Raw genomic sequence first — 19,616 nt, 5'->3', positions numbered from 1 at the left:
AGGATCGATGTGTCCATGATTTCGAACTTCCGTGCACCGCACGCCGGCCTGCGGCAGGACGGAATCTCCGCGTACTGCCACGAACTCTTCAGCGGCTTCGCCCGCTCCGACCAGCGGCGCTGGGGCGAGGTCTACCTCCGCGGCCTGCGCCAGGCGGACGGCCGCAAGACCCCCGCCAACATCTCCGAGCAGGTGCTCGGCCGACGCATGGTGCAGCCCATCCAGCAGTTCGTCAACCAGTCCACCTGGGAGGTGGGCGACGTCCGCCGCCGGCTCGCCGAGCTGGTCGCCGCGGCCGCCGCCCCGCACGCCTGGGCCGTCGACGACGTGGTGTTCGCCAAGAACGGCACCCGTTCGGCCGGCGTCGCCCGCCAGTTCGTCCCCGCCGAGGGCCGCACCATGAACTGCCAGCTGGCCCTGGCCACCTCGCTGGTCCACCCGCACGGCGCCCAGCCGGTCACCTGGCAGCTGGCGCTGCCCCGGCACTGGGACACCGACCTGGAGCTGCGCACCCAGGCCCACCTCCCGGAGGAGGCCCGGCACCTGCCGCGCTGGCAGCACGTGCTCGACTCGGTCGACGAGATGCTGGGCTGGGACGTCCCCAGCGCGCCCGTGCTCGCCGACTGGAGCAGCGAGAAGGAGGTCGAGCCGCTGCTGCTCGGCCTGGAGGAGCGCGGGCTCGGCTATCTGGTCGAGGTCGGCGCCGGCACCGCGCTGCCCGCCTGCGCCACCGGCGCCCAGCGGGCCTTACCGGTCACCCACGGCGCCCAGCCGGTGCGCCGGATGCCCGCCACCGTCCGCCGCCGGGCCGCCGAGCTCGCCGACGAGCTGGTCCCGCAGGGCGACCGCGCGGTGCTGGCCTGGCGGGAGGGGCCGACCGCCCGGGTGCGGCACTCGCAGTTCCTGGTGGTGCCGCTCTCCGACGGGCGCAGCGCCCGCCGCGGCCGCTTCGCCGACCTGGTGCCCGCCGCCCCCCGCCACCTGGTGGTCGAGTGGCCGTTCGGCCGCTCCCAGCCGCGCACCTACTGGGTGACCAACCTCCCGGTGCACCGGCTGCCCGAACTGGTCGCCCTCGCCGAGCTGCGCGGCCGCTCCGCCGACACCGTCGAGCGGCTGCACCGCGACCTGGGCCTCGGCGACTTCGAGGGCCGCTCCTACCGCGGCTGGCACCACCACGTCACCCTGGTCGCCGCCGCCCACGGCTACGACCTGCTGGGCCGGCTGGCCGACCTGGAGTCCGCCCACGAGTCCTCGGCCACCGGCTGACCGGTCACCGGCGCCGTGGGGGCGGTCCCGTCGGGCCCGCCCCCACACCGCTGCGGCCGGGAAGCGTTCAGCGCGCCGCGCCGAACGGCACCCCGGTCAGCTCCTCGCTCAGCGTCCGCAGCCGCGACCGCGCGCCGCTCTCGTACGCCTGGCTGCTGGCCCGGGCCTCGTCCGAGCGGTTGAAGTACCGCCCGGTCACCCCCTCCAGCGCCGGGTCGGTGACCAGCCGCAGGGTGTGCCGCACGCCCTCGGCGACGGTGCTCTGCGGGGTGAAGAGGTTGACCACCATCTTGGTGGGCATGTACGAGGCCGGGTGCAGCGCGTTGACCGTCACCCCGGTGCCGGCCAGCGCCTCGGCCAGGTCGAAGGTGAGCATGATCTGGGCCAGCTTGGCCTGGCAGTATGCCTGGACGCCGTCCCAGCGGCGGCGCAGCATCACGTCGTCGAAGTTGATCGGTGCCTGGCCGGCCGAGCTGACGTTGACGATCCGGGCCGGCGCGGAGAGGGCCAGCAGCGGGGCGAGGCGCACCGCGAGCACGTACGCGGCCAGGTAGTCGACCTGGAAGGTCAGCTCGTGGCCGTCCCAGCTCTCCTGGCGGTCGAGTTCGACGCCGATGCCGGCGTTGTTGACCAGGACGTCGAGCCGCTCCAGGCCGGCCGCCTGCTCGGCCAGCTTGTGGACGTCGGAGAGCCGGGCGAAGTCCGCCAGCAGGTAGCTGATCCGGTCGTTGCCGGTCTCGGCGCGCAGCTCGGCGAGCAGGGCCTCGCCCCGCTCCTGGCTGCGGCCGTGCAGCACCAGGGTGGCGCCCTGGGCGGCGAGTTCGCGGGCCATGGCGCGGCCGAGGCCGTCGGTGGCGCCGGTGATGAGGACGGTCTGTTCTTCGATGGGGGTCACAGCAGCCTCCGGGGTCTGGAGAAGGGCGCTGCCCGGAAGCGCCGTCGGTGCTTCCGGGCAGCGGATGGCCGATCAGACGATCGGGTGGCCACTGGCGGTGGTCTCCGGCACGTTCTCCTTGACGTCCCAGTGCTCCGCGATCAGGCCGTCCTCGATGCGGAAGACGTCCACCACGGCCATGCCGCGGTCGCCGTCCTGCGCGGTGAAGTGGCTGTGCACGAAGACCAGGTCGTGGTCGGAGGCGATCCGCTTGACCTCGAACCGGCCGTTCGGCACCTGGGTCTTGAACCCGGCGACGAAGTCGACCAGCGGCTTGCGGCCGTCGGGCAGGTTGGGGTTGTGCTGGATGAGGTTCTCGGCGAGGAAGCGGTCGGCCTCGTCGGTCTCACCCTCGTTCCAGATCGTGGTGAGGTAGTCGGTGACCAGCTTCTTGTTGTTCTCGGACATCGCGGACTCTCCCGTTCGTTGGGTTTCGGTGGTGCCTGGTGGTCAGGAGTTGGACGGTGCGGGGACCGGCTGCTCGGCCGGAGCCGGGGCCGCCGGAGCCTTGGTGCCGCGGCCGGACAGCACGTGCGCGCCGGCTGCCGCGAGAAGCAGCAGCAGGGCGAGCGCGGGCATCAGCGTCGCGCCGACCGAGGGCAGGAAGGTGGAGCCGATCAGGCTGCCCAGGCTCATGCCCAGGTACAGCGCGGAGGCGTTCAGCGCCAGGATCAGCGCAGGATGGGCGGGCAGGATGGCGATCAGCCGGGCCTGCTGTGGAGCCTGGTACATCTGGCTGAAGAAGGCCCAGACGGCGAACAGCAGCAGGCCGGCGACCGCCGCCTTCGGGGTGACGACCAGCAGGGCCAGGGCCACGCCGAGGCCGGTCAGCGACACCGTGATGGTGCGGGTGCCGCCGAGCTTCTCGCTGATCCGCGGCGCCAGCGCGTTGCCGAGGACGCCGACGACGCCGAAGGCCATCAGGGTGCCGGAGACCATCCCGGCGCTGGCGTCGAAGCGGGCCGCCAGGTAGGCGCCGGCCACCGCGTACACGGTGAACTGGGCGGCCATGAACAGCAGGGTGGTGGTGACGGTGGGCAGCGCGCCGGGGGTGCGCAGCGCGGCCCGGTAGGCCTGGGCGGTCGGCGGTTCGCCGGCCGGCAGGTCGGGCACCAGGACCGCCACCAGCACCAGGGCCAGCGCGGAGAGCACGCTGACGCCCAGCAGGGCCGGGCGCCAGCTCAGCGTGGAGCCCAGGAAGGAGGCGAGCGGGACGCCGAGCACCGAGGCGGCGGTCATGCCGGCGAACACCGTGGCCAGCGCCCGGTGGCGCCGCTCCGGTCCGACGATGGCCGCGCCGGCCGCGGAGGACGCCGGTCCGAAGATCGCCGCGCCGATCGCGCCGATCACCCGGGTGAGCGTCATCGTGGTGTAGTCGGGGGCGACGGCGCTGAGCGCGCCGCCGACGGTGAGCAGCGCCAGGCCGAGCAGCAGGACCTTCTTGCGGTCCATCCGGCGCAGCAGGGCCGGTGCCGTCGGCGCGCCCACCGCGAAGGTGAGGGCGAACACGGTGACCAGCAGGCCGACGCTGGCCGGGGCGACCTCCAGGCTCTTGCCGATCGGGGCGTTGAGGCCGACCACGGCGAGCGAGATGGTGCCCAGGCTGAAGTAGCCGAGTGCCAGCGCGAGCAGGGCAGGAGTGGGGTTTCGAGGATTCACGGGACCTCGTTTCGCAGGTGGATTCCGGTGCACGGTGAGCAGATTCGGGTGACGGCATCGGCTGGGCGTGCCCGCGTCCAAAACGCTAGCCAGGTGGCCGAAGTCCAGCGCTTGGACCGCTCCCCCGCGGGGCACTGTGAAAGGTCGTCAGCGGCACTACGTCAACTCGTGACCGGTGGGAACAGGACGGTGGAACAGCAGCGGTACGCGGCGTCCGGTGGCCACCAGCCAGTGCTCCAGGCCGTTGACCGCGACCAGCAGGACGGCGGTCGCCCCCAGGGTGGCGATCGCGGGCAGGAACGGGGCTCCGGCGGCCAGGCCGAGCAGGCACAGCCCGGCCCCGATCCGGGTGGCCGAGGCGGCGCCGAACATCCGCCAGCGGGTGTACCCGAAGGTCAGCGCGAAGAGCGCGGCGCCGATCGGGAGCAGGGCCGCACTCGGGTCGTGCGAGACGCCGGTGGGGTGGGCGACCGTGTTGCCGGTGCCGACCGCGACCAGCAGCAGGCCGAGCACCAGCACCAGGTGGCCGTAGCTGAGCACGTCGCGCACCACGGTGGCCGGGGTGCGGTGGGTGCGCATCGAGTGCTCGACGGCGGGCGCGGCGAGGTGGAAGTACAGCCACCACAGCGCGCCGCCGATCACGAAGCTGAGCACCAGCGCGGCGACCAGCGCGGCGGTGAGCGCCCCGGCGGAGGCCCGGGCGCCGACCGCGAGGATGTTCTCGCCGAGCGCGATGATGATGAACAGGCCGAAGCGCTCGGGCAGATGGGCCGCGCTGTAGGTCATGGCGTGCAGCCGGCGGCTCATCACCGCGGGCAGCACCGCCTCGGCCAGGATGGCGCCGGCCCAGATCGCCGCCCGGGCCGGACCGCTGACGAAGGCGCCGGCGGTGAGCGCCAGCGCGAACACCACGCCGGCCGAGTACGGGTGGATGGTGCGGGCGAAGGGGCGTTCGCGGCGGGTGGCCTCGCCCATCAGCAGCCGCAGCACCAGGTAGGAGCCGGCGAACAGTGCCGCCTCGGCGTGCCCGGACATCGCCCGCGGCGCGGCCACGCCCATGCCGTAGGTGGCCAGGCCGGCGGCGAGCAGCAGCAGCCGCTCGACGTGGGTCTCCTCGACCATCGTGACGGCCAGCGCGACGTCCACCCAGGCCCACCACAGCGGGGTGAGCATCAGCAGGGCCTGGCCGAACGTCGCCCAGCTGGGGGAGTGGCCGAGGATGTGGGTGGTCTGGCTGACGCCGAAGGCGAGCACGATGTCGTAGAACAGCTCCGCCCAGGTGGCCCGGGAGCGGGTGCCGTCGGCGGCGCGCTCGTGGCGGTGGTGGTGGAACATCTCTTCACCCTCTCTGCCCGGGCGCGGACGTCCGGGCGGTACGGGCAGTGGCCGGCCCGCCCGCCGGGTGGGCGGACGGACCGGCCGGTGGGGGTCAGGCGTCGTACCGGGCCAGCTCCTCGGGGGTCTGGTCGGTGTAGCCCTGGCTGACCTCGATGACGACGCCGTCCGGGTCGGTGACCCAGACCGTGCGCCAGCCGGTGATGTACTCGTCGAAGTCGAGCGGGCCGAGCGAGACGCTCAACTCGCCCTCGGCGCCGGCCAGGAAGGCGTCCACGTCGTCCACCTGGAAGGCCAGGTGGCGGACCGCGCCGGGGTTGGCCGGCCCGTCCTCCTTGGCGGCCGGGGCGGGCTCGGCGTCACTGGCGAACAGCTCCAGCCAGGCCTCGCCGCGGCGCAGGAACACCACCTGCCAGCCGTCGCCGGCCACCACCCGGGCCCGGCGGAAGCCGAACCAGCGGGTGTAGAACTCCTCGGTGGCCGCCTGGTCGCGGCAGTTGAGCCCGACGTGCGCCCAGCGCAGCGAGGCGGGTGCGGTCATCGCGGCCTCACTTCCCGAACACGGGGGCGAACGGCGCGCTGTCGTGGAAGTTCGCCATGTAGACGATCTCGCCGCCGACGATGCGGAAGTAGTTGCACACCTCGGCCTCGATCTCCACGCCGCCGTGGGTGCGCCCGGTGATGTGCGAGACCACGGCCGCCTGCTCGCCGTCGATCACGACGTGGACCGGCTTGTTGGCGAACTCGGCGTACATGTCCGGGAATCCGCGCATCATCCCGCGCAGCGTCTCCCGGCCCTCGACGTGCCCGGCGAGCTGCTCGTCCATCACCGTGTCGACGGCGAACAGGTCGCACCACGGGTTCCAGTCGCCCGCGTTGGCGAGCTCGTAGTAGCGGTCCACGACACCCCTGGTGTCCATGGGTCTCCTCCTGGGTCTGGGGGTTAACTCGGTGGGTGGGTAGGGGCGTTACGGGAGCTCGACGCCGATCTGGCGCATCAGGCCCGCGGTGTCGGCCTGCACCCAGCGCTCGACGACCTTGCCGTGCTCCAGCCGGTAGACCTCCAGGCTGGTCCAGGTGACCTCCTTGCCGGTCGGCTCGATCCCGAAGAACGGGCCGACGTGCCGGCCGGTGAAGGTGATGTGCATGATCACCTTGTCCGGGTCGGCCGGGTAGAGGGCGTCCAGGTGGGCGTGGAAGTCCAGCGCCTCGTGGGCGCCGATGATGATGCCCTTGAGCTCCTCCAGGCTGGCCACGCTCCAGGCCGGGTTGTTGTCCCGGAACTCGGGGCCGAACAGCTCGTCCAGGTCGTCGTAGCGGTGCGCGTTGACCGCGTCGCTGACCTTCTGCACCACGGCGGTGTTCTCCGCGCCGCGGGCCAGCTGCGCCTTCAGGCCGAGCAGGTCGTCCTGCGCCCAGCGCTCGGCGAGCAGGCCGTCCTCGGCCCGCCAGATCTCGGTGGTGGTCCACTCGACCGCCTGGCCGGTGGCGGGGATGCCGAGCACCTCGCCGCGGTGGGTGCCGGTGAGCTTCACCCGGGTGACCACGCGGTCCCCGGCGGTGAACGCCTCCTGGAGCTCCCCGCGCAGGTCGAGCGAGTCGTGGGCGGCCTTGAGGGCCTGCTGGTAGCTCTCCAGGCTGCTGATGTCGAAGCCCGGGTGGTGGTCCTGGAACGCGGGGTCGATCACGGCGGCGATGCCGTCGGGGTCGTTGCGGTTCAGCGCGTCCAGGAAGCGCCGGTACAGGTCGAGGTTCGCCTGCTGGTCTGCCATCGTCGGCCTCCTGCCGAGGGATCAGGGACGGTTGAGGATCAGATCGGCGGCCTTCTCGCCGATCATCACGCTGGGGGCGTTGGTGTTGCCGGCCACCACGGTCGGCATCACCGAGGCGTCGGCGACCCGCAGGCCGTCGATGCCGTGCACCCGCAGGTCCGGGTCGACCACGGCGTCCGGTCCGGTGCCCATCCGGCAGGTGCCGGCGGGGTGCCAGAGCGTCGTGGCGTTGGCGCGGACGTACGCGCGCAGCTCCGCGGTGTCGACGGCCTCCTTGCCGGGGCCGTACTCCTCCCCGCGGAAGTCGTCGAAGGCCGCGGTGTGGGCCAGCTCCCGGGCCAGCCGGACGCCCTCGACCAGGACGTCCAGGTCGGCCGGGTCGCTCAGGTAGCCGGGCCGCACCACCGCGGTGGAGCGCGGGTCGGTGTCGCGCAGGGTCACCGTGCCGCGGCTCGCGGGCAGCAGCGCGATGGGCGCGAAGGTGAAGCCGGGGCCCTGCCACAGCTCGGCGGGGGCGCCGGCGGGCAGGAACTTCACCGGCCCGAAGGTGAACTGCAGGTCCGGGCCGCGCGAGGGGTCGGCCGCCGCGGTCCGGGTGAACAGGCCGGCCTCGGACAGCGGCGCCTCGGGCGGCAGGTCGCGCAGCGACTCGTAGCAGACCGGCGCGAACAGGTGGTCCTGCAGGTTGCGGCCCACCCCGGGCAGGTCGAGGACCACCTCGACGCCCGCCGCGCGCAGCTGATCGGCCGGGCCGATGCCGGAGAGCAGCAGTAGCTTGGGGCTCTCGAACGCGCCCGCGCAGACGATCACTTCGCGCTCGGCGCGCAGGGTGTGCGTCCGGTCGCCCTGGACGTACTCGACGCCGACCGCCCGGCCGTCCTCGACCAGCACCCGGGTGGCCCGGGCGCCGGTCTCCACGGTGAGGTTGGTGCGGCCCAGCGCCGGCAGCAGGTACGCGGTCGCGGTGCTGGACCGGCGGCCCTGCGGGGTCCGGGTGTGCTGGTAGTGGAACCCGAAACCCTCCTGGTGCTCGGCGTTGTAGTCGCCGCCGCTGCGGTAGCCGGCCTCCCGGGTCGCCGCGACGAACGCCCCGGCCAGCGGGGTCGGCTCGGCGGGCGCCGCGACCTGCACCGGGCCGCCCGTGCCGCGCCAGGCGGACCCGCCGCCGGCGAAGTCCTCCGAGCGCCGGAAGTACGGCAGCACGTCCTGGTAGCCCCAGCCGGGGTTGCCCAGGTCGCGCCAGCCGTCGTAGTCCCGGCTGCTGCCGCGCACCCACATCAGGGCGTTGACCGCGCTGCAGCCGCCGACCAGGCGGCCGCGGGCGACCGGGATCCGGCGCTCGTTCACGCCGGGCTCCGGCTCGGTGGCGTACCCCCAGTCGATGCTCGCGCTCCAGTCGGCGGTGAGCAGCGCGAGCAGCGCACCGGCGTCGGTGCGGTGCAGCTCCTCGCGCTCGGGCCAGCCGCCGGCCTCCAGCAGGACGACGTTCGCAAAGCCGTCCTCGCTGAGCCGGGCGGCCACCGCGGCGCCGGCCGAACCGGCGCCGACCACCACGTAGTCGGCGGCCATCAGCCGGCGTCCTCGACCGGGGTGAGGGTGCCGACCCGGTAGCGGGCGATCCGCAGCGCGCCGGTGCCGGGCGTGCGGGCCAGCTGCCAGCTCTGCTCCACCCGGAAGGCGCGCCGGACGCCGTCCTCCACGTGCTTGGCGGCCCAGACCACGGCCAGCTCGATGTCGACCCGGCCGTCCGCCTCGGTTGCGGAGAAAGCCTCCAGGGTGTGGCTCTGGTCGGCGAAGGCCTCGCCGACCACGGCGTACCAGTCCCGGAAGTCGGCGTGCGAGCGGAGCGTGCGCTCCGGGAACGCCATGTCCAGGCCCTCGTCCACCACCAGCGGCAGCAGCTCGGCCACCGGGTCGTGACGGCTCAGCAGATCGAACCAGTTCTGTGCGAATTCCCTGATCTCCGGGTTCTGCCCGGAGTTGGCGTCGGACATTTCCGCCTCCCCTTCCCGCAATTCGTGAGCGCGGCTGACAGGGACGCTAGAATCCGGCCCGCCGGAGCGTCAACGGCCTTCTGTGCAAGGCTTCGTACTGTGCGAAGTCCCCTCCCGTCCTTCGGCAACTCGGCTGCTCACAGGGGCTGACATGCCGAAGTGCTTTCACTGACTTCGCAGTGTCCCGGCGGGTGGGGCGGCGGCTCTGGTGCGAATTCCGCGGCGACTGTTAGACAGTACTGCCGCCGACTTCCGGCGGGAATTCGCAAGGCAATCGAAGGAGAACATCGCCGATGGCGAAGAAGCGAATCCTCATCGTGCTCTCCGAGTACGGCTACTGGGGTGAGGAGCTGGTCGGGCCGCTGGAGACCTTCGACCGGGCCGGCTACGAGGTCACCTTCGCGACCCCGACCGGCAAGCGCCCCGCGGCCCTGCCGCCGAGCATGGACCCCGAGTACATCGACCCGCCGCTGGGCCGCTCGGTGACCAGCACCGAGATGGCCGAGAAGGTCAAGGTCCTGGACCGCTCCAGCCGGCTGGACGACCCGCTGGACCTGGCCTCCTGGCTGCCGGACCGCCCGTACCGCAGCCGCAGCGACTTCCTGCGCGCCTGGGAGGGCTACAACACCCGCCGCGAGCAGGTCCGGGCGCAGATCGCCGAGCGCTACGACGCCCTGCTGATCGTCGGCGGCAGCGGTCCGATCGTCGACCTCGCCAACAACTGGCGGATCCACGACCTGATCCTGGCCTTCCACGACCTGGACCTGCCGATCGCCGCCGAGTGCTACGGCGTCGCTGCGCTCGCCTTCGCCCGCGAGCAGGACGACCGGGTCAGCATCCTGCGCAACAAGCACGTCACCGGGCACTGCATCGAGTACGACTACAAGGACGGCACCGGCTTCATGGGCACCGACTTCGTGATCGGCCCGCCGCCGTACCCGCTGGAGTACATCCTCCGCGACGCCACCCTCCCCGAGGGCGCCTTCCACGGCAACTTCGGCAAGGAGACCTCGGTGATCGTCGACTACCCGTTCATCACCGGGCGGTCCACCCCGGACTCCTACCTCACCGGCCAGAAGCTGGTCGAGGTGCTGGAGCACGGGCTGCGCCAGTGGGGCTTCAAGGCCTGATCAGGCGACAGCGCACCGGAGCAGGGCGGGCGCCCGCCCTGCTCCCCCCGCACCCGGAACCACACCCCCAGCGCACACGAGGAGGCACAGGCATGGCCAGCAGGCCCGCACGGGTGGCGATGCTCGAACAGTTCAAGGCCGACGGCGTCACCCACATGTTCGGCAACCCCGGCACGGTCGAGCAGGGATTCCTGGACGAGCTCCGCAACTTCCCCGAGATCGAGTACGTGCTGGCGCTCCAGGAGGCCGCCGTGGTCGGCCTGGCCGACGGCTACGCCCGCGCCACCCGCCGGCCGGCGGTGCTCCAACTGCACTCCGGCGTCGGCCTCGGCAACGGCATCGGCATGCTGTACCAGGCCAAGCGCGGCCACGCCCCGCTGGTCGTGCTGGTCGGCGAGTCCGGGCTGGCGTACGACGCCATGGAGGCCCAGATGGCCGCCGACCTGGTCGCCATGGCCGAGCCGGTCACCAAGTGGGCGACCCGGGTGGTCGACCCGCGCTCCACCCTGCGGGTGCTGCGCCGCGCCTTCAAGGTCGCCGCCACCCCGCCGTACGGCCCGGTGATGGTGGTGCTGCCGGCCGACGTGCTGGACGCCGAGACCGACGAGCCGGCCGTCCCCACCTCCTACCTGGAGACCGCGGCCGTCCCCGCCCCGGAGACCGTCGAGCGCGCCGCCGACCTGCTGGCCGGCGCCGAACGGCCGCTGCTGATCGTCGGCGACGGCGTGCACTTCTCCGGCGCCCAGGCCGAACTGGCCCGCCTCGCCGAGGTGTGGGGCGCCGAGGTGTGGGGCGCGGACTGGGCCGAGGTCAACCTGCCCGCCGACCACCCCGCCTACCGCGGCCAGCTGGGCCACATGTTCGGCACCACGAGCAGCCGGGTCACCGCGGCCGCCGACGCGGTGCTGATCGTCGGCACCTACGCCCTGCCGGAGGTCTTCCCGGCCCTGGACGGGGTGTTCGCCCCCGGCGCGCCGGTCGTCCACGTCGACCTCGACAGCGGCGCCATCGCCAAGAACTTCCCGGTCGACCTCGGCATCCTCGCCGACCCCCGCCAGTCGCTCGGCCGGATCGCCGCCGCCCTCGACGCCCGGCTGACCCCCGAGCAGCACCGCCGGGCCGCCGACCGGCTGCGCACCTGGGGCGCCGAGAAGGCCGCCGCCCGCACCGAGGCCGACGAGCGCGACGCCCGCGAGGCCGCCGGCGCGCTCACCGCCGCCGACTTCGGCCGCGAACTCGCCGCGCAGCTGCCCACCGACGCGATCCTCTTCGACGAGGCGCTGACCTGCTCGCCCGGCCTCTTCCGCCACCTGCCGCCGAACACCCCGGGGGAGTGGTTCCAGACCCGCGGCGGCTCGCTCGGCGTCGGCATCCCCGGAGCGCTCGGCGCCAAGCTGGCCCACCCCGGGAAGACCGTGGTCGGCTTCACCGGCGACGGCGGCTCGATGTACACCATCCAGGCCCTGTGGACCGCCGCCCGCTACGACATCGGCGCCGTCTTCGTCATCTGCAACAACGGCCGCTACAAGCTGCTGGACGACAACATCGCCCAGTACTGGGGCACCCAGGGCATCGAGCCGCACGCCTTCCCCGAGCTGTTCGACCTGACCCGCCCGGAGATCGACTTCGCCGCACTCTCCCGCTCGCTCGGCGTCCCCGCCGTCCGGGTCGACAAGCCCGACCAGGTCGCCCCCGCGATCGCCGAGGCGCTGGCGAGCGGCGGACCGTTCCTGATCGACCTGGTGGTGGGCCGGTGAGCACCGCGACCGAGCACGGCAACCGGCTGGCCGGCCGGAAGATCGCCGTGCTGATGGAGAGCGACTTCTACGAGCCCGAGATCCTCTACTACCAGCGCCGGTTCGCCGAGGAGGGCGGCACCGTCCACTTCCTCACCCGGCTGTGGGGCAACGACCGGCTGGTCTTCCGCGGCCACGAGCACGGCATGCCCTTCGAGGTCAGCGAGTCCTTCGAGGACGTCGACGAGTTCGGACTGCGCCAGTACGCGGCGGTGATCGTCCCCTCCGGGATCGTCGCCGACCGGCTGCGCTACACCGAGGACGTCGACGAGCTGCCACCCGCCGCGGTGTTCCTGCGCCGCGCCTTCGCCGACCCGGCGATCGTCAAGGGGATCATCTGCCACGGCATGTGGCTGGCCGCCCCGATCCCCTCGGTGATCCGCGGCCGGCAGGCCGTCGTCCACAACAACCTGCTGGGCGACCTGCGGAACATGGGCGGCGTCTTCGTCGACCGCGACGTGGTGGTCGACGACGACCTGGTGACCGCCCGCACCGGCAACCACTGCCACCTCTTCGCCCGCACCATCATCGACCGGATCGGCCACCGCTGATCCCCTCCCCGCGCGTCCCGCCACCGAGAGGAGTCCCGCCATGTCCGCCCGTACCGCCGTGTTGTCCCCCCGTGCCGCCTCAGCTGTCCGCCATCGGCCGGAGCCGGTCGGGCGGATCCCGGTGCTCGACGTCAGACCGGCCGTCGACGGCGGCCGCCGGCCCGCCAAGGCGGTCGAGGGCGAGACCTTCGAGGTCTCCGCCACCGTGTTCCGCGAGGGCCGGGAGGCGGTCGCCGCCAACGTGGTGCTGCGCGGCCCGGCCGGCCGCCGCGGACCGTGGACGCCGATGCGCGAGCAGGCCCCCGGCACCGACCGCTGGACCGCCGAGATCACCCCGACCGTGCCCGGCCGCTGGACCTACACGGTCGAGGCCTGGAGCGACCCGGTGACCTGCTGGCAGCGCACCGCCGCGGTCAAGATCCCGGCCGGCGTCGACGTCGAGGTCACCCTGATCGAGGGCGCCGAACTGCTGGAGCGGGCCGCCGAGGGCGTCCCGCAGGGCCGCGGCCGCAGCGTCCTGCTCGGCACCGCTGCCGCGCTCCGCGACCTGACCCGCCCCCCGCTGGAGCGGCTGCTGCTCGCCCGCCGCCCTCGCATCACCGCCGTTCTCGACCGCTACCCGCTGCGCGAACTGGTCAGCAACTCGCAGGAGTTCGAGCTGGTGGTCAGCCGGAAGCGGGCGCTGTTCGGGGCGTGGTACGAGTTCTTCCCGCGGTCGGAGGGGGCGGTGGTGGACCCGTCCGGGGTCGCGCCGCCGATCTCCGGCACCCTGCGCACCGCCGCGGAGAGGCTGCCCGCGGTCGCGGCGATGGGCTTCGACGTGGTCTACCTGCCGCCGATCCACCCGATCGGCCGCGCCTTCCGCAAGGGCCCGAACAACAGCCTGACCGCCGGCCCGTACGACGTCGGCTCGCCGTGGGCGATCGGCTCGCCGGAGGGCGGGCACGACGCCGTCCACCCGGACCTGGGCACCATCGAGGACTTCGACCACTTCGTCGCCGAGGCCGGCGCGCTGGGCCTGGAGGTCGCCCTCGACTTCGCCCTGCAGTGCTCCCCGGACCACCCGTGGGTGAACAAGCACCCCGAGTGGTTCACCCACCGCCCGGACGGCACCATCGCGTACGCGGAGAACCCGCCGAAGAAGTACCAGGACATCTACCCGGTCAACTTCGACCAGGACTTCGACGGCATCGTCAAGGAGACCGTGCGGATCCTGCGGTACTGGATGTCCCACGGGGTGCGGATCTTCCGCGTCGACAACCCGCACACCAAGCCGGTCAACTTCTGGGAACGGGTGCTCGCCGACATCGCCCGCACCGACCCCGACGTCATCTTCCTCGCCGAGGCGTTCACCCGGCCCGCGATGATGCACACCCTCGGCAAGATCGGCTTCCACCAGTCCTACACCTACTTCACCTGGCGCAACGACAAGGCCGAACTCACCGAATACCTCACCGAACTCACCGGCGACGCCGCCGCCTGGATGCGCCCCAACTTCTTCCCCACCACCCCCGACATCCTCCCCGAACAGCTCCAGACCGGCGGCCCCGCCGCCTTCGCCCTGCGCGCCGTCCTCGCCGCCACCCTCTCGCCCAGCTACGGCATCTACGCCGGCTACGAACACTGCGAGAACCAGCCGACCCACCCGGGCTCGGAGGAGTACCTCGACTCGGAGAAGTACGAACTGCGCCCCCGCGACTGGACCCGCACCGACACCCTCGCCCCGCTGCTCACCGCGATCAACCGGCTCCGCCGCCGCCACCCCGCCCTCCAGCAGCTGCGCGACCTGCGGTTCCACGCCACCGACAACCCGCAGATCCTCGCCTTCTCCAAGACCGCCCGCACCGAGGACGGCCTCGAGGACCAGGTCGTCACGGTGGTCAACCTCGACCCGCACCACCCCCAGGAAGCCACCGTCACCCTCGACCTGCCCGAGGACACCAAGGTCCGGGACGAGCTGACCGGCGAGCTCTACCTCTGGGGCCGGTACAACTACGTCCGGCTCGACCCGGCCGTCGCCCCCGCCCACCTGCTCACCCTGCGTCAGGACATCTGAAATGCCCACCGCCGTCTGCGAGTCCTGCCTGGCCACCGAACCCGGGCAGGCCCTGCGGGGTGACGAGCTGCTCCGCCCGCTGCTACCCGCGCTGCTGCCCTGGCTCGTCACCCGCCGCTGGTTCACCCACGAGAGCGGCTGCCTGCAGGACCTCGCCCCGATCACCGACACCGTGCTGGAACAGCCCGGCGGCGAAGCCGTCCTGGTCCACGCCCTGCTCACCGCCGTCCACACCTCCGGCGCCGCCCGCCGCTACCAGCTGCTGCTGGGCCTGCGCCCCCGACTCACCCCGCGCCTGAACGCGGCGGTGGTCGGCCGGGCGGTCGGCGGCCGCTGGGACGGCTGGTGGATCTACGAGGCCACCGAGGACCCCGAGCTGATGTCCCTGCTGCTGGAGCGCGCCCAGACCGCCCGCCCCGGCGCACCCCGCCTCGCCCTGACACGTCCCGGCTCCGTCCCCGGCGGCCTCACCCCGCGCCCGCTGAAGGCCGAACAGACCAACAGCGCCGTGGTGTTCGGCAACCGGCTGATGCTCAAACTGTTCCGCCAACCGCAGCCCGGCCCCCACCCGGAGGCCGAGGTGCTCACCGCCCTCACCGCCGCCGGCAGCATCAGCACCCCGCGCCTGCTCGGCCGTCTCGCCGTCGGCGACTACGTGCTCGGCGTGCTCCAGGAGTTCCTGCCCGCCGACGGCGACGGCTGGGACCTCGCCGTCCAGCACGCCACCGACAGCCTGCGCGGCCACGAGGGCACCGCCGGCCTCGGCGGGTTCAGCGCCGACGCCTACGCCATGGGCGAGTCCGTCGCCCGCACTCACCGCCTGCTCGCCGAGACCTTCCCCCGCCGCTACCTGACCGAGAAGCAGATCTGCGGCATCGTCGACCAGCTCGACGACCGGCTGCGCGACGCCGCCTGCCGGGTCCCCGAACTCGTCCCGCACACCGAGCGGATCACCGAGATCTACCGGGACTTCGCCCGCGCCGCCTCCCAGGGCCGCGGCCTCGACGGCCAGCGGATCCACGGCGACCTCCACCTCGGCCAGGTCCTGCGCACCCAGACCGGCTGGAAGGTCATCGACTTCGAGGGCGAACCCGGCGGCGCCGCCGACGACCAGGGCCGCCCGCAACCCGTCCTGCGCGACGTCGCCGGCATGCTGCGCTCCTTCGAGTACGCCGCCGAACACGCCCTCGCCACCCTCCTCACCGAGGACGGCGAACTCCTCGACCCCGCCGACCGGCTCCACCACACCCGCCGCGCCCGGGCCTGGTCGCTGCGCGGCCGCCGCGCCTTCATCGCCGGCTACGCCGCCGGCGGCCCGGTCGACCCCTACTGCCACCCGGCGGTGCTGCGCGCCTTCGAGACCGACAAGGCCGTCTACGAGGCCGTGTACGAGACCCGCTACCGCCCCGACAAGCGGTTCATCCCGTTGGGCGCGATCCAGCGGTTGGCCGCCGGCCGCTGAGCCGCCCACCCACGAGTCCCATCCGAACGCCCGAAGACTCGAAGACCCGAGAGGACGCCACTCCCGTGACCGTGCAGCTGACGGCCCCGCTTCTGCTCCCCGAGGCCCCGCCGCCGCCCGACGACGCCGAACGGCTGCTCGCCGGCACCCACCACGACCCGCACGCCGTCCTCGGCGCGCACCCGGTCGAGGAGGGCGTGGCCGTCCGGGTGCTGCGGCCCTGCGCGGAGAGCGTGGTGCTGCAGACCCCGCTCGGCGAGGTCGCACTGGTGCCCGGCGCGGGCGGTCTGTTCACCGCCCTGCTCCCGATCACCCAACTGCCCTCGTACCGGTTGCGGGTGTCGTATCCGGGGGGTGAGCCGCTGGTGCAGGAGGACGGGTACCGGATGGCTCCGACGTTGGGGGAGTTGGATCTGCATCTGATCGCGGAGGGCCGGCACGAGCGGTTGTGGACGGCGCTGGGTGCGCATGTGCGCACGGTCGAGGGCGTGGCGGGGGTGTCGTTCGCGGTGTGGGCGCCGAACGCGGTCGGGGTGCGGGTGATCGGTGACTTCAACCACTGGGACGGCACCGGGCATCCGATGCGCTCGCTCGGCTCGTCGGGGGTGTGGGAGCTGTTCGTCCCGGACCTGGCGGACGGTGCGACGTACAAGTTCCAGATCCGGACCCGGCAGGGCTGGGTGTTGGAGAAGGCCGACCCGCTGGCCCGCGCGGCGCAGTGCCCGCCGGCGACCGCGTCGGTGGTGCACACCTCCGGCTTCGAGTGGGGTGACGGGGCGTGGATGGCGGCGCGGGCGGGGGCGGTGCACCACCGGGCGCCGATGTCGGTGTACGAGATCCATCTGCCGTCGTGGCGGCCGGATCTGGCCACGTACCGGGAGATCGCGGAGGTGCTGCCCGGCTATCTGACCGGGATGGGCTTCACGCATGTGGAGTTCATGCCGGTGATGGAGCACCCGTTCGGTGGTTCGTGGGGCTACCAGGTGTCGGGGTTCTACGCGCCGACGGCCCGGTTGGGTTCGCCGGACGATTTCCGGTATCTGGTGGACGCGCTGCACCGGGCCGGGGTGGGGGTGATCGTGGACTGGGTGCCGGCGCACTTCCCGAAGGACGATTTCGCGTTGGCCCGGTTCGACGGTGAGCCGTTGTACGAGCCGGCGGATCCTTTGCGGGCGGAGCATCCGGACTGGGGGACGCTGGAGTTCGACTACGGGCGCACGGAGGTGCGGAACTTCCTGGTCGCGAACGCGGTGTACTGGTGCGAGGAGTTCCACGTCGACGGTCTGCGGGTGGACGCGGTGGCCTCCATGCTCTACCTGGACTACTCGCGTGAGGACGGTGCGTGGACGCCGAACCGGCACGGGGGTCGGGAGAACTGGGACGCGGCGTCGTTCCTGCAGGAGATGAACGCGACCGTGTACCGGCGCTGCCCGGGGGTGGTGACGGTGGCGGAGGAGTCGACGGCGTGGGACGGGGTGACCCGGCCGACCGATGCCGGGGGGCTCGGCTTCGGGTTGAAGTGGAACATGGGCTGGATGCACGACTCGCTGGTGTACATGGGCAAGGAGCCGGTGCACCGCAGGTACCACCACCACGAGATGACGTTCTCGATGGTGTACGCGTACTCGGAGAACTACATCCTGCCGATCTCGCACGACGAGGTGGTGCACGGGAAGCGGTCGCTGGCGGCGAAGATGCCGGGCGACTGGTGGCAGCAGCGGGCCAACCACCGCGCGTACCTGGGCTTCATGTGGGCGCATCCGGGCAAGCAACTCCTCTTCATGGGGCAGGAGTTCGCGCAGGGCGCGGAGTGGGACCACGAACACGGCCCGCAGTGGTGGGTCCTCGCCGACGAGTGGCCCGCCGCCGCCGAACACCGCGGCGTCCAGGACCTCGTCGCCGACCTCAACCACACCTACCGCGCCACCCCCGCCCTGTACGAACAGGACACCACCCCCGACGGCTTCACCTGGCTCGACGGCAACGCCGCCGACGACAACGTGTTCTCCTTCATCCGGTTCGCCGCCGACGGCTCTCCACTGGTCGCACTCTGCAACTTCTCCCCGGTCGTCCGCCACGACCAGCGGATCGGGCTGCCGCTGCCCGGCCGCTGGCGGACCGTGCTGGACACCGACGACGCCCGCTACGGCGGCAGCGACGCCGCCGCCGCGACCCGCCGCCCCACGGCCGAACCGGTCCCGTGGCACGGACAGGACCACAGCGCCCGGCTGACCCTTCCCCCGCTGGCCACCATCTGGCTGACACCCGAGGAGCATCATGGAGCCTGAACTCGCCCGCCGCCTGGTCAAGGCCTACGACATCCGCGGCCTGGTACCGCAGGAGCTGGACGAGGCCGCCGCGTACCGGATCGGCGCCGCCTTCACCGAACTGACCGGGGCCGCCGAGATCGCGGTCGCCCACGACATGCGCGACTCCTCGCCGGCCCTGGCCGCGGCCTTCACCCGCGGCGTGCTGGACCAGGGCGTGGACGTCCTGGACGCCGGCCTCGGCTCCACCGACTACCTGTACTTCGTCTCCGGGCGGCTCGGCGTGCCCGGCGCGATGTTCACCGCCAGCCACAACCCGGCCGCGTACAACGGGATCAAGCTGTGCCGGGCCGGGGCCGTGCCGATCGGCGAGGGCAGCGGCCTGGAACGGATCCGGGCCGCCCTGGTCGACCCGGCGCCGGTCGCTACCGACCCCGCCCCGGGGACCCGGCGCGCCGAGAGCCTGCTCGACGAGTACGCCGCCCATCTGCGCTCGCTGGTCGACCTCTCCGGGCTGCGGCCGCTGAAGGTGGTGGTGGACGCGGGCAACGGCATGGCCGGGCTGACCGTACCGCTGGTGCTGGACCACCCGCTGCTCGACGTCGTCCCGATGTACTTCGAGCTCGACGGCAGCTTCCCGAACCACGAGGCCGACCCGATGAAGCCGGCCAACGTCGCGGACCTGAAGGCGCGGGTCCGGGCGGAGGGCGCCGACCTGGGCCTGGCCTTCGACGGGGACGCCGACCGCTGCTTCGCGGTGGACGAGCGCGGCGAGGCGGTGCCGGCCTCCTCGGTGATCGCGCTGGTCGCCGCCCGGCTGCTGGCCGGCGAGCCGGGGGCCCGGGTGGTGCACAACCTGATCACCTCCCGGTCCGCGATCGAGGTGATCGAGGAGAGCGGCGGCGTGCCGGTCCGCTCCCGGGTCGGCCACTCCTTCGTCAAGGCGCTGATGGCCGAGCACCGGGCGGTCTTCGGCGGCGAGCACTCCGGGCACTACTACTTCCGCGACTTCTGGTTCGCCGACACCGGCATGCTGGCCGCGCTGCACATCCTGGCCGAACTGTCCGCCGCCGACCGGCCGCTGTCCAAGCTGGTCGCCGACTTCACCCGGTACGCCACCGCCGAGGAGACCAACCTGGAGGTCGCCGACCCGGCCGCCGCCCTGGCCGAGGTGGAGCGCTCGCTCGGCGACGGCGCCGTCCTGGACCGGCTGGACGGCCTGACCGCCACCTTCGCCGACGGCGCCTGGTTCAACCTGCGCGCCTCCAACACCGAGCCGGTGCTGCGGCTGAACGCCGAGGCGCCCGACGGCGGCCGCCTCGACGACCTCCGCGACCGGGTGCTGCGGATCGTCGCCGGCTCCTGAACCGGCGGTCCGGCCCCGGGGACACCCC

At 72.8% G+C, this 19,616-nt stretch carries 17 protein-coding genes; 8 read left to right on the top strand and 9 right to left on the bottom strand.

Going from position 1 to position 19,616, the window contains the following annotated elements; genetic code table 11:
* The first annotated feature begins 15 nt into the window (after positions 1 to 15).
* Positions 16 to 1,266 carry an IS701 family transposase gene (locus FHR36_RS29945; RefSeq protein WP_253802256.1) on the top strand — a complete coding sequence of 417 codons (1,251 nt, stop codon included), beginning with the start codon at positions 16 to 18 and terminating at the stop codon, positions 1,264 to 1,266.
* A gap of 67 nt (positions 1,267 to 1,333) precedes the next feature.
* On the opposite strand, the gene FHR36_RS29940 is transcribed toward FHR36_RS29945, so the two are convergent.
* The 9 genes from FHR36_RS29940 to FHR36_RS29900 form a co-directional block, all read right to left on the bottom strand.
* Positions 1,334 to 2,161: an SDR family NAD(P)-dependent oxidoreductase gene (locus tag FHR36_RS29940; RefSeq protein WP_253802255.1), complete on the bottom strand. Its 828-nt coding sequence runs from the start codon at positions 2,159 to 2,161 to the stop codon at positions 1,334 to 1,336.
* Between the two features lie 72 nt (positions 2,162 to 2,233).
* Positions 2,234 to 2,608, bottom strand: coding sequence for a nuclear transport factor 2 family protein (locus FHR36_RS29935; RefSeq protein ID WP_253802253.1), 375 nt, complete (start codon positions 2,606 to 2,608; stop codon positions 2,234 to 2,236).
* A gap of 42 nt (positions 2,609 to 2,650) precedes the next feature.
* A complete protein-coding gene (locus tag FHR36_RS29930) occupies positions 2,651 to 3,859 on the bottom strand; it encodes an MFS transporter (protein WP_253802250.1) in 1,209 nt (402 codons plus the stop codon).
* Positions 3,860 to 4,015: 156 nt separating this feature from the next.
* Entirely contained in the window at positions 4,016 to 5,194 is a 1,179-nt protein-coding gene (locus FHR36_RS29925; protein WP_253802248.1) for a low temperature requirement protein A, read from the bottom strand.
* Positions 5,195 to 5,288: 94 nt separating this feature from the next.
* A complete protein-coding gene (locus FHR36_RS29920; protein ID WP_253802246.1) occupies positions 5,289 to 5,735 on the bottom strand; it encodes a VOC family protein in 447 nt (148 codons plus the stop codon).
* Between the two features lie 7 nt (positions 5,736 to 5,742).
* On the bottom strand, positions 5,743 to 6,114 hold the full coding sequence (locus tag FHR36_RS29915; RefSeq protein WP_253802244.1) for a nuclear transport factor 2 family protein: 372 nt from the start codon (positions 6,112 to 6,114) through the stop codon (positions 5,743 to 5,745).
* A gap of 48 nt (positions 6,115 to 6,162) precedes the next feature.
* Positions 6,163 to 6,966 (bottom strand): ester cyclase, encoded by an 804-nt coding sequence (locus FHR36_RS29910; RefSeq protein WP_253802242.1) that lies wholly within the window; start codon positions 6,964 to 6,966, stop codon positions 6,163 to 6,165.
* 21 nt (positions 6,967 to 6,987) lie between these two features.
* Complete coding sequence (locus FHR36_RS29905) at positions 6,988 to 8,535, bottom strand: GMC family oxidoreductase (protein WP_253802240.1); 1,548 nt, start codon at positions 8,533 to 8,535, stop codon at positions 6,988 to 6,990.
* The gene (locus tag FHR36_RS29900; protein WP_253802238.1) at positions 8,535 to 8,960 is read right to left on the bottom strand and encodes a nuclear transport factor 2 family protein; all 426 of its coding nucleotides are present in this window, start codon (positions 8,958 to 8,960) and stop codon (positions 8,535 to 8,537) included. Before FHR36_RS29900 ends, FHR36_RS29905 begins: the two co-directional genes overlap by 1 nt.
* A 293-nt stretch (positions 8,961 to 9,253) precedes the next feature.
* On the opposite strand from FHR36_RS29900, the gene FHR36_RS29895 reads away from it, so the two are divergent.
* The 7 genes from FHR36_RS29895 (at position 9,254) to FHR36_RS29865 (ending at position 19,588) form a co-directional block, all read left to right on the top strand.
* Positions 9,254 to 10,090 (top strand): type 1 glutamine amidotransferase domain-containing protein, encoded by an 837-nt coding sequence (locus tag FHR36_RS29895; protein WP_253802236.1) that lies wholly within the window; start codon positions 9,254 to 9,256, stop codon positions 10,088 to 10,090.
* A gap of 92 nt (positions 10,091 to 10,182) precedes the next feature.
* Positions 10,183 to 11,847: a thiamine pyrophosphate-binding protein gene (locus FHR36_RS29890; RefSeq protein WP_253802234.1), complete on the top strand. Its 1,665-nt coding sequence runs from the start codon at positions 10,183 to 10,185 to the stop codon at positions 11,845 to 11,847.
* Between the two features lie 53 nt (positions 11,848 to 11,900).
* Positions 11,901 to 12,437 carry a DJ-1/PfpI family protein gene (locus FHR36_RS29885; RefSeq protein WP_253803199.1) on the top strand — a complete coding sequence of 179 codons (537 nt, stop codon included), beginning with the start codon at positions 11,901 to 11,903 and terminating at the stop codon, positions 12,435 to 12,437.
* Between the two features lie 40 nt (positions 12,438 to 12,477).
* Positions 12,478 to 14,493, top strand: a complete 2,016-nt coding sequence (locus FHR36_RS29880) for an alpha-1,4-glucan--maltose-1-phosphate maltosyltransferase (protein ID WP_253802232.1) — start codon at positions 12,478 to 12,480, stop codon at positions 14,491 to 14,493.
* Position 14,494: 1 nt separating this feature from the next.
* On the top strand, positions 14,495 to 15,955 hold the full coding sequence (locus tag FHR36_RS29875; RefSeq protein WP_253802230.1) for a maltokinase N-terminal cap-like domain-containing protein: 1,461 nt from the start codon (positions 14,495 to 14,497) through the stop codon (positions 15,953 to 15,955).
* 65 nt (positions 15,956 to 16,020) lie between these two features.
* Positions 16,021 to 18,243, top strand: coding sequence for a 1,4-alpha-glucan branching protein GlgB (gene glgB, locus FHR36_RS29870; protein ID WP_407660868.1), 2,223 nt, complete (start codon positions 16,021 to 16,023; stop codon positions 18,241 to 18,243).
* Positions 18,233 to 19,588 (top strand): phosphomannomutase/phosphoglucomutase, encoded by a 1,356-nt coding sequence (locus FHR36_RS29865; RefSeq protein ID WP_253802228.1) that lies wholly within the window; start codon positions 18,233 to 18,235, stop codon positions 19,586 to 19,588. The genes glgB and FHR36_RS29865 overlap by 11 nt, the downstream gene beginning before the upstream one ends.
* Positions 19,589 to 19,616 lie beyond the last annotated feature (28 nt).

The organism is Kitasatospora cinereorecta (assembly GCF_024172095.1).
Classification (GTDB): domain Bacteria; phylum Actinomycetota; class Actinomycetes; order Streptomycetales; family Streptomycetaceae; genus Kitasatospora; species Kitasatospora cinereorecta.
This window is presented reverse-complemented; position numbering and strand designations above follow the sequence as displayed.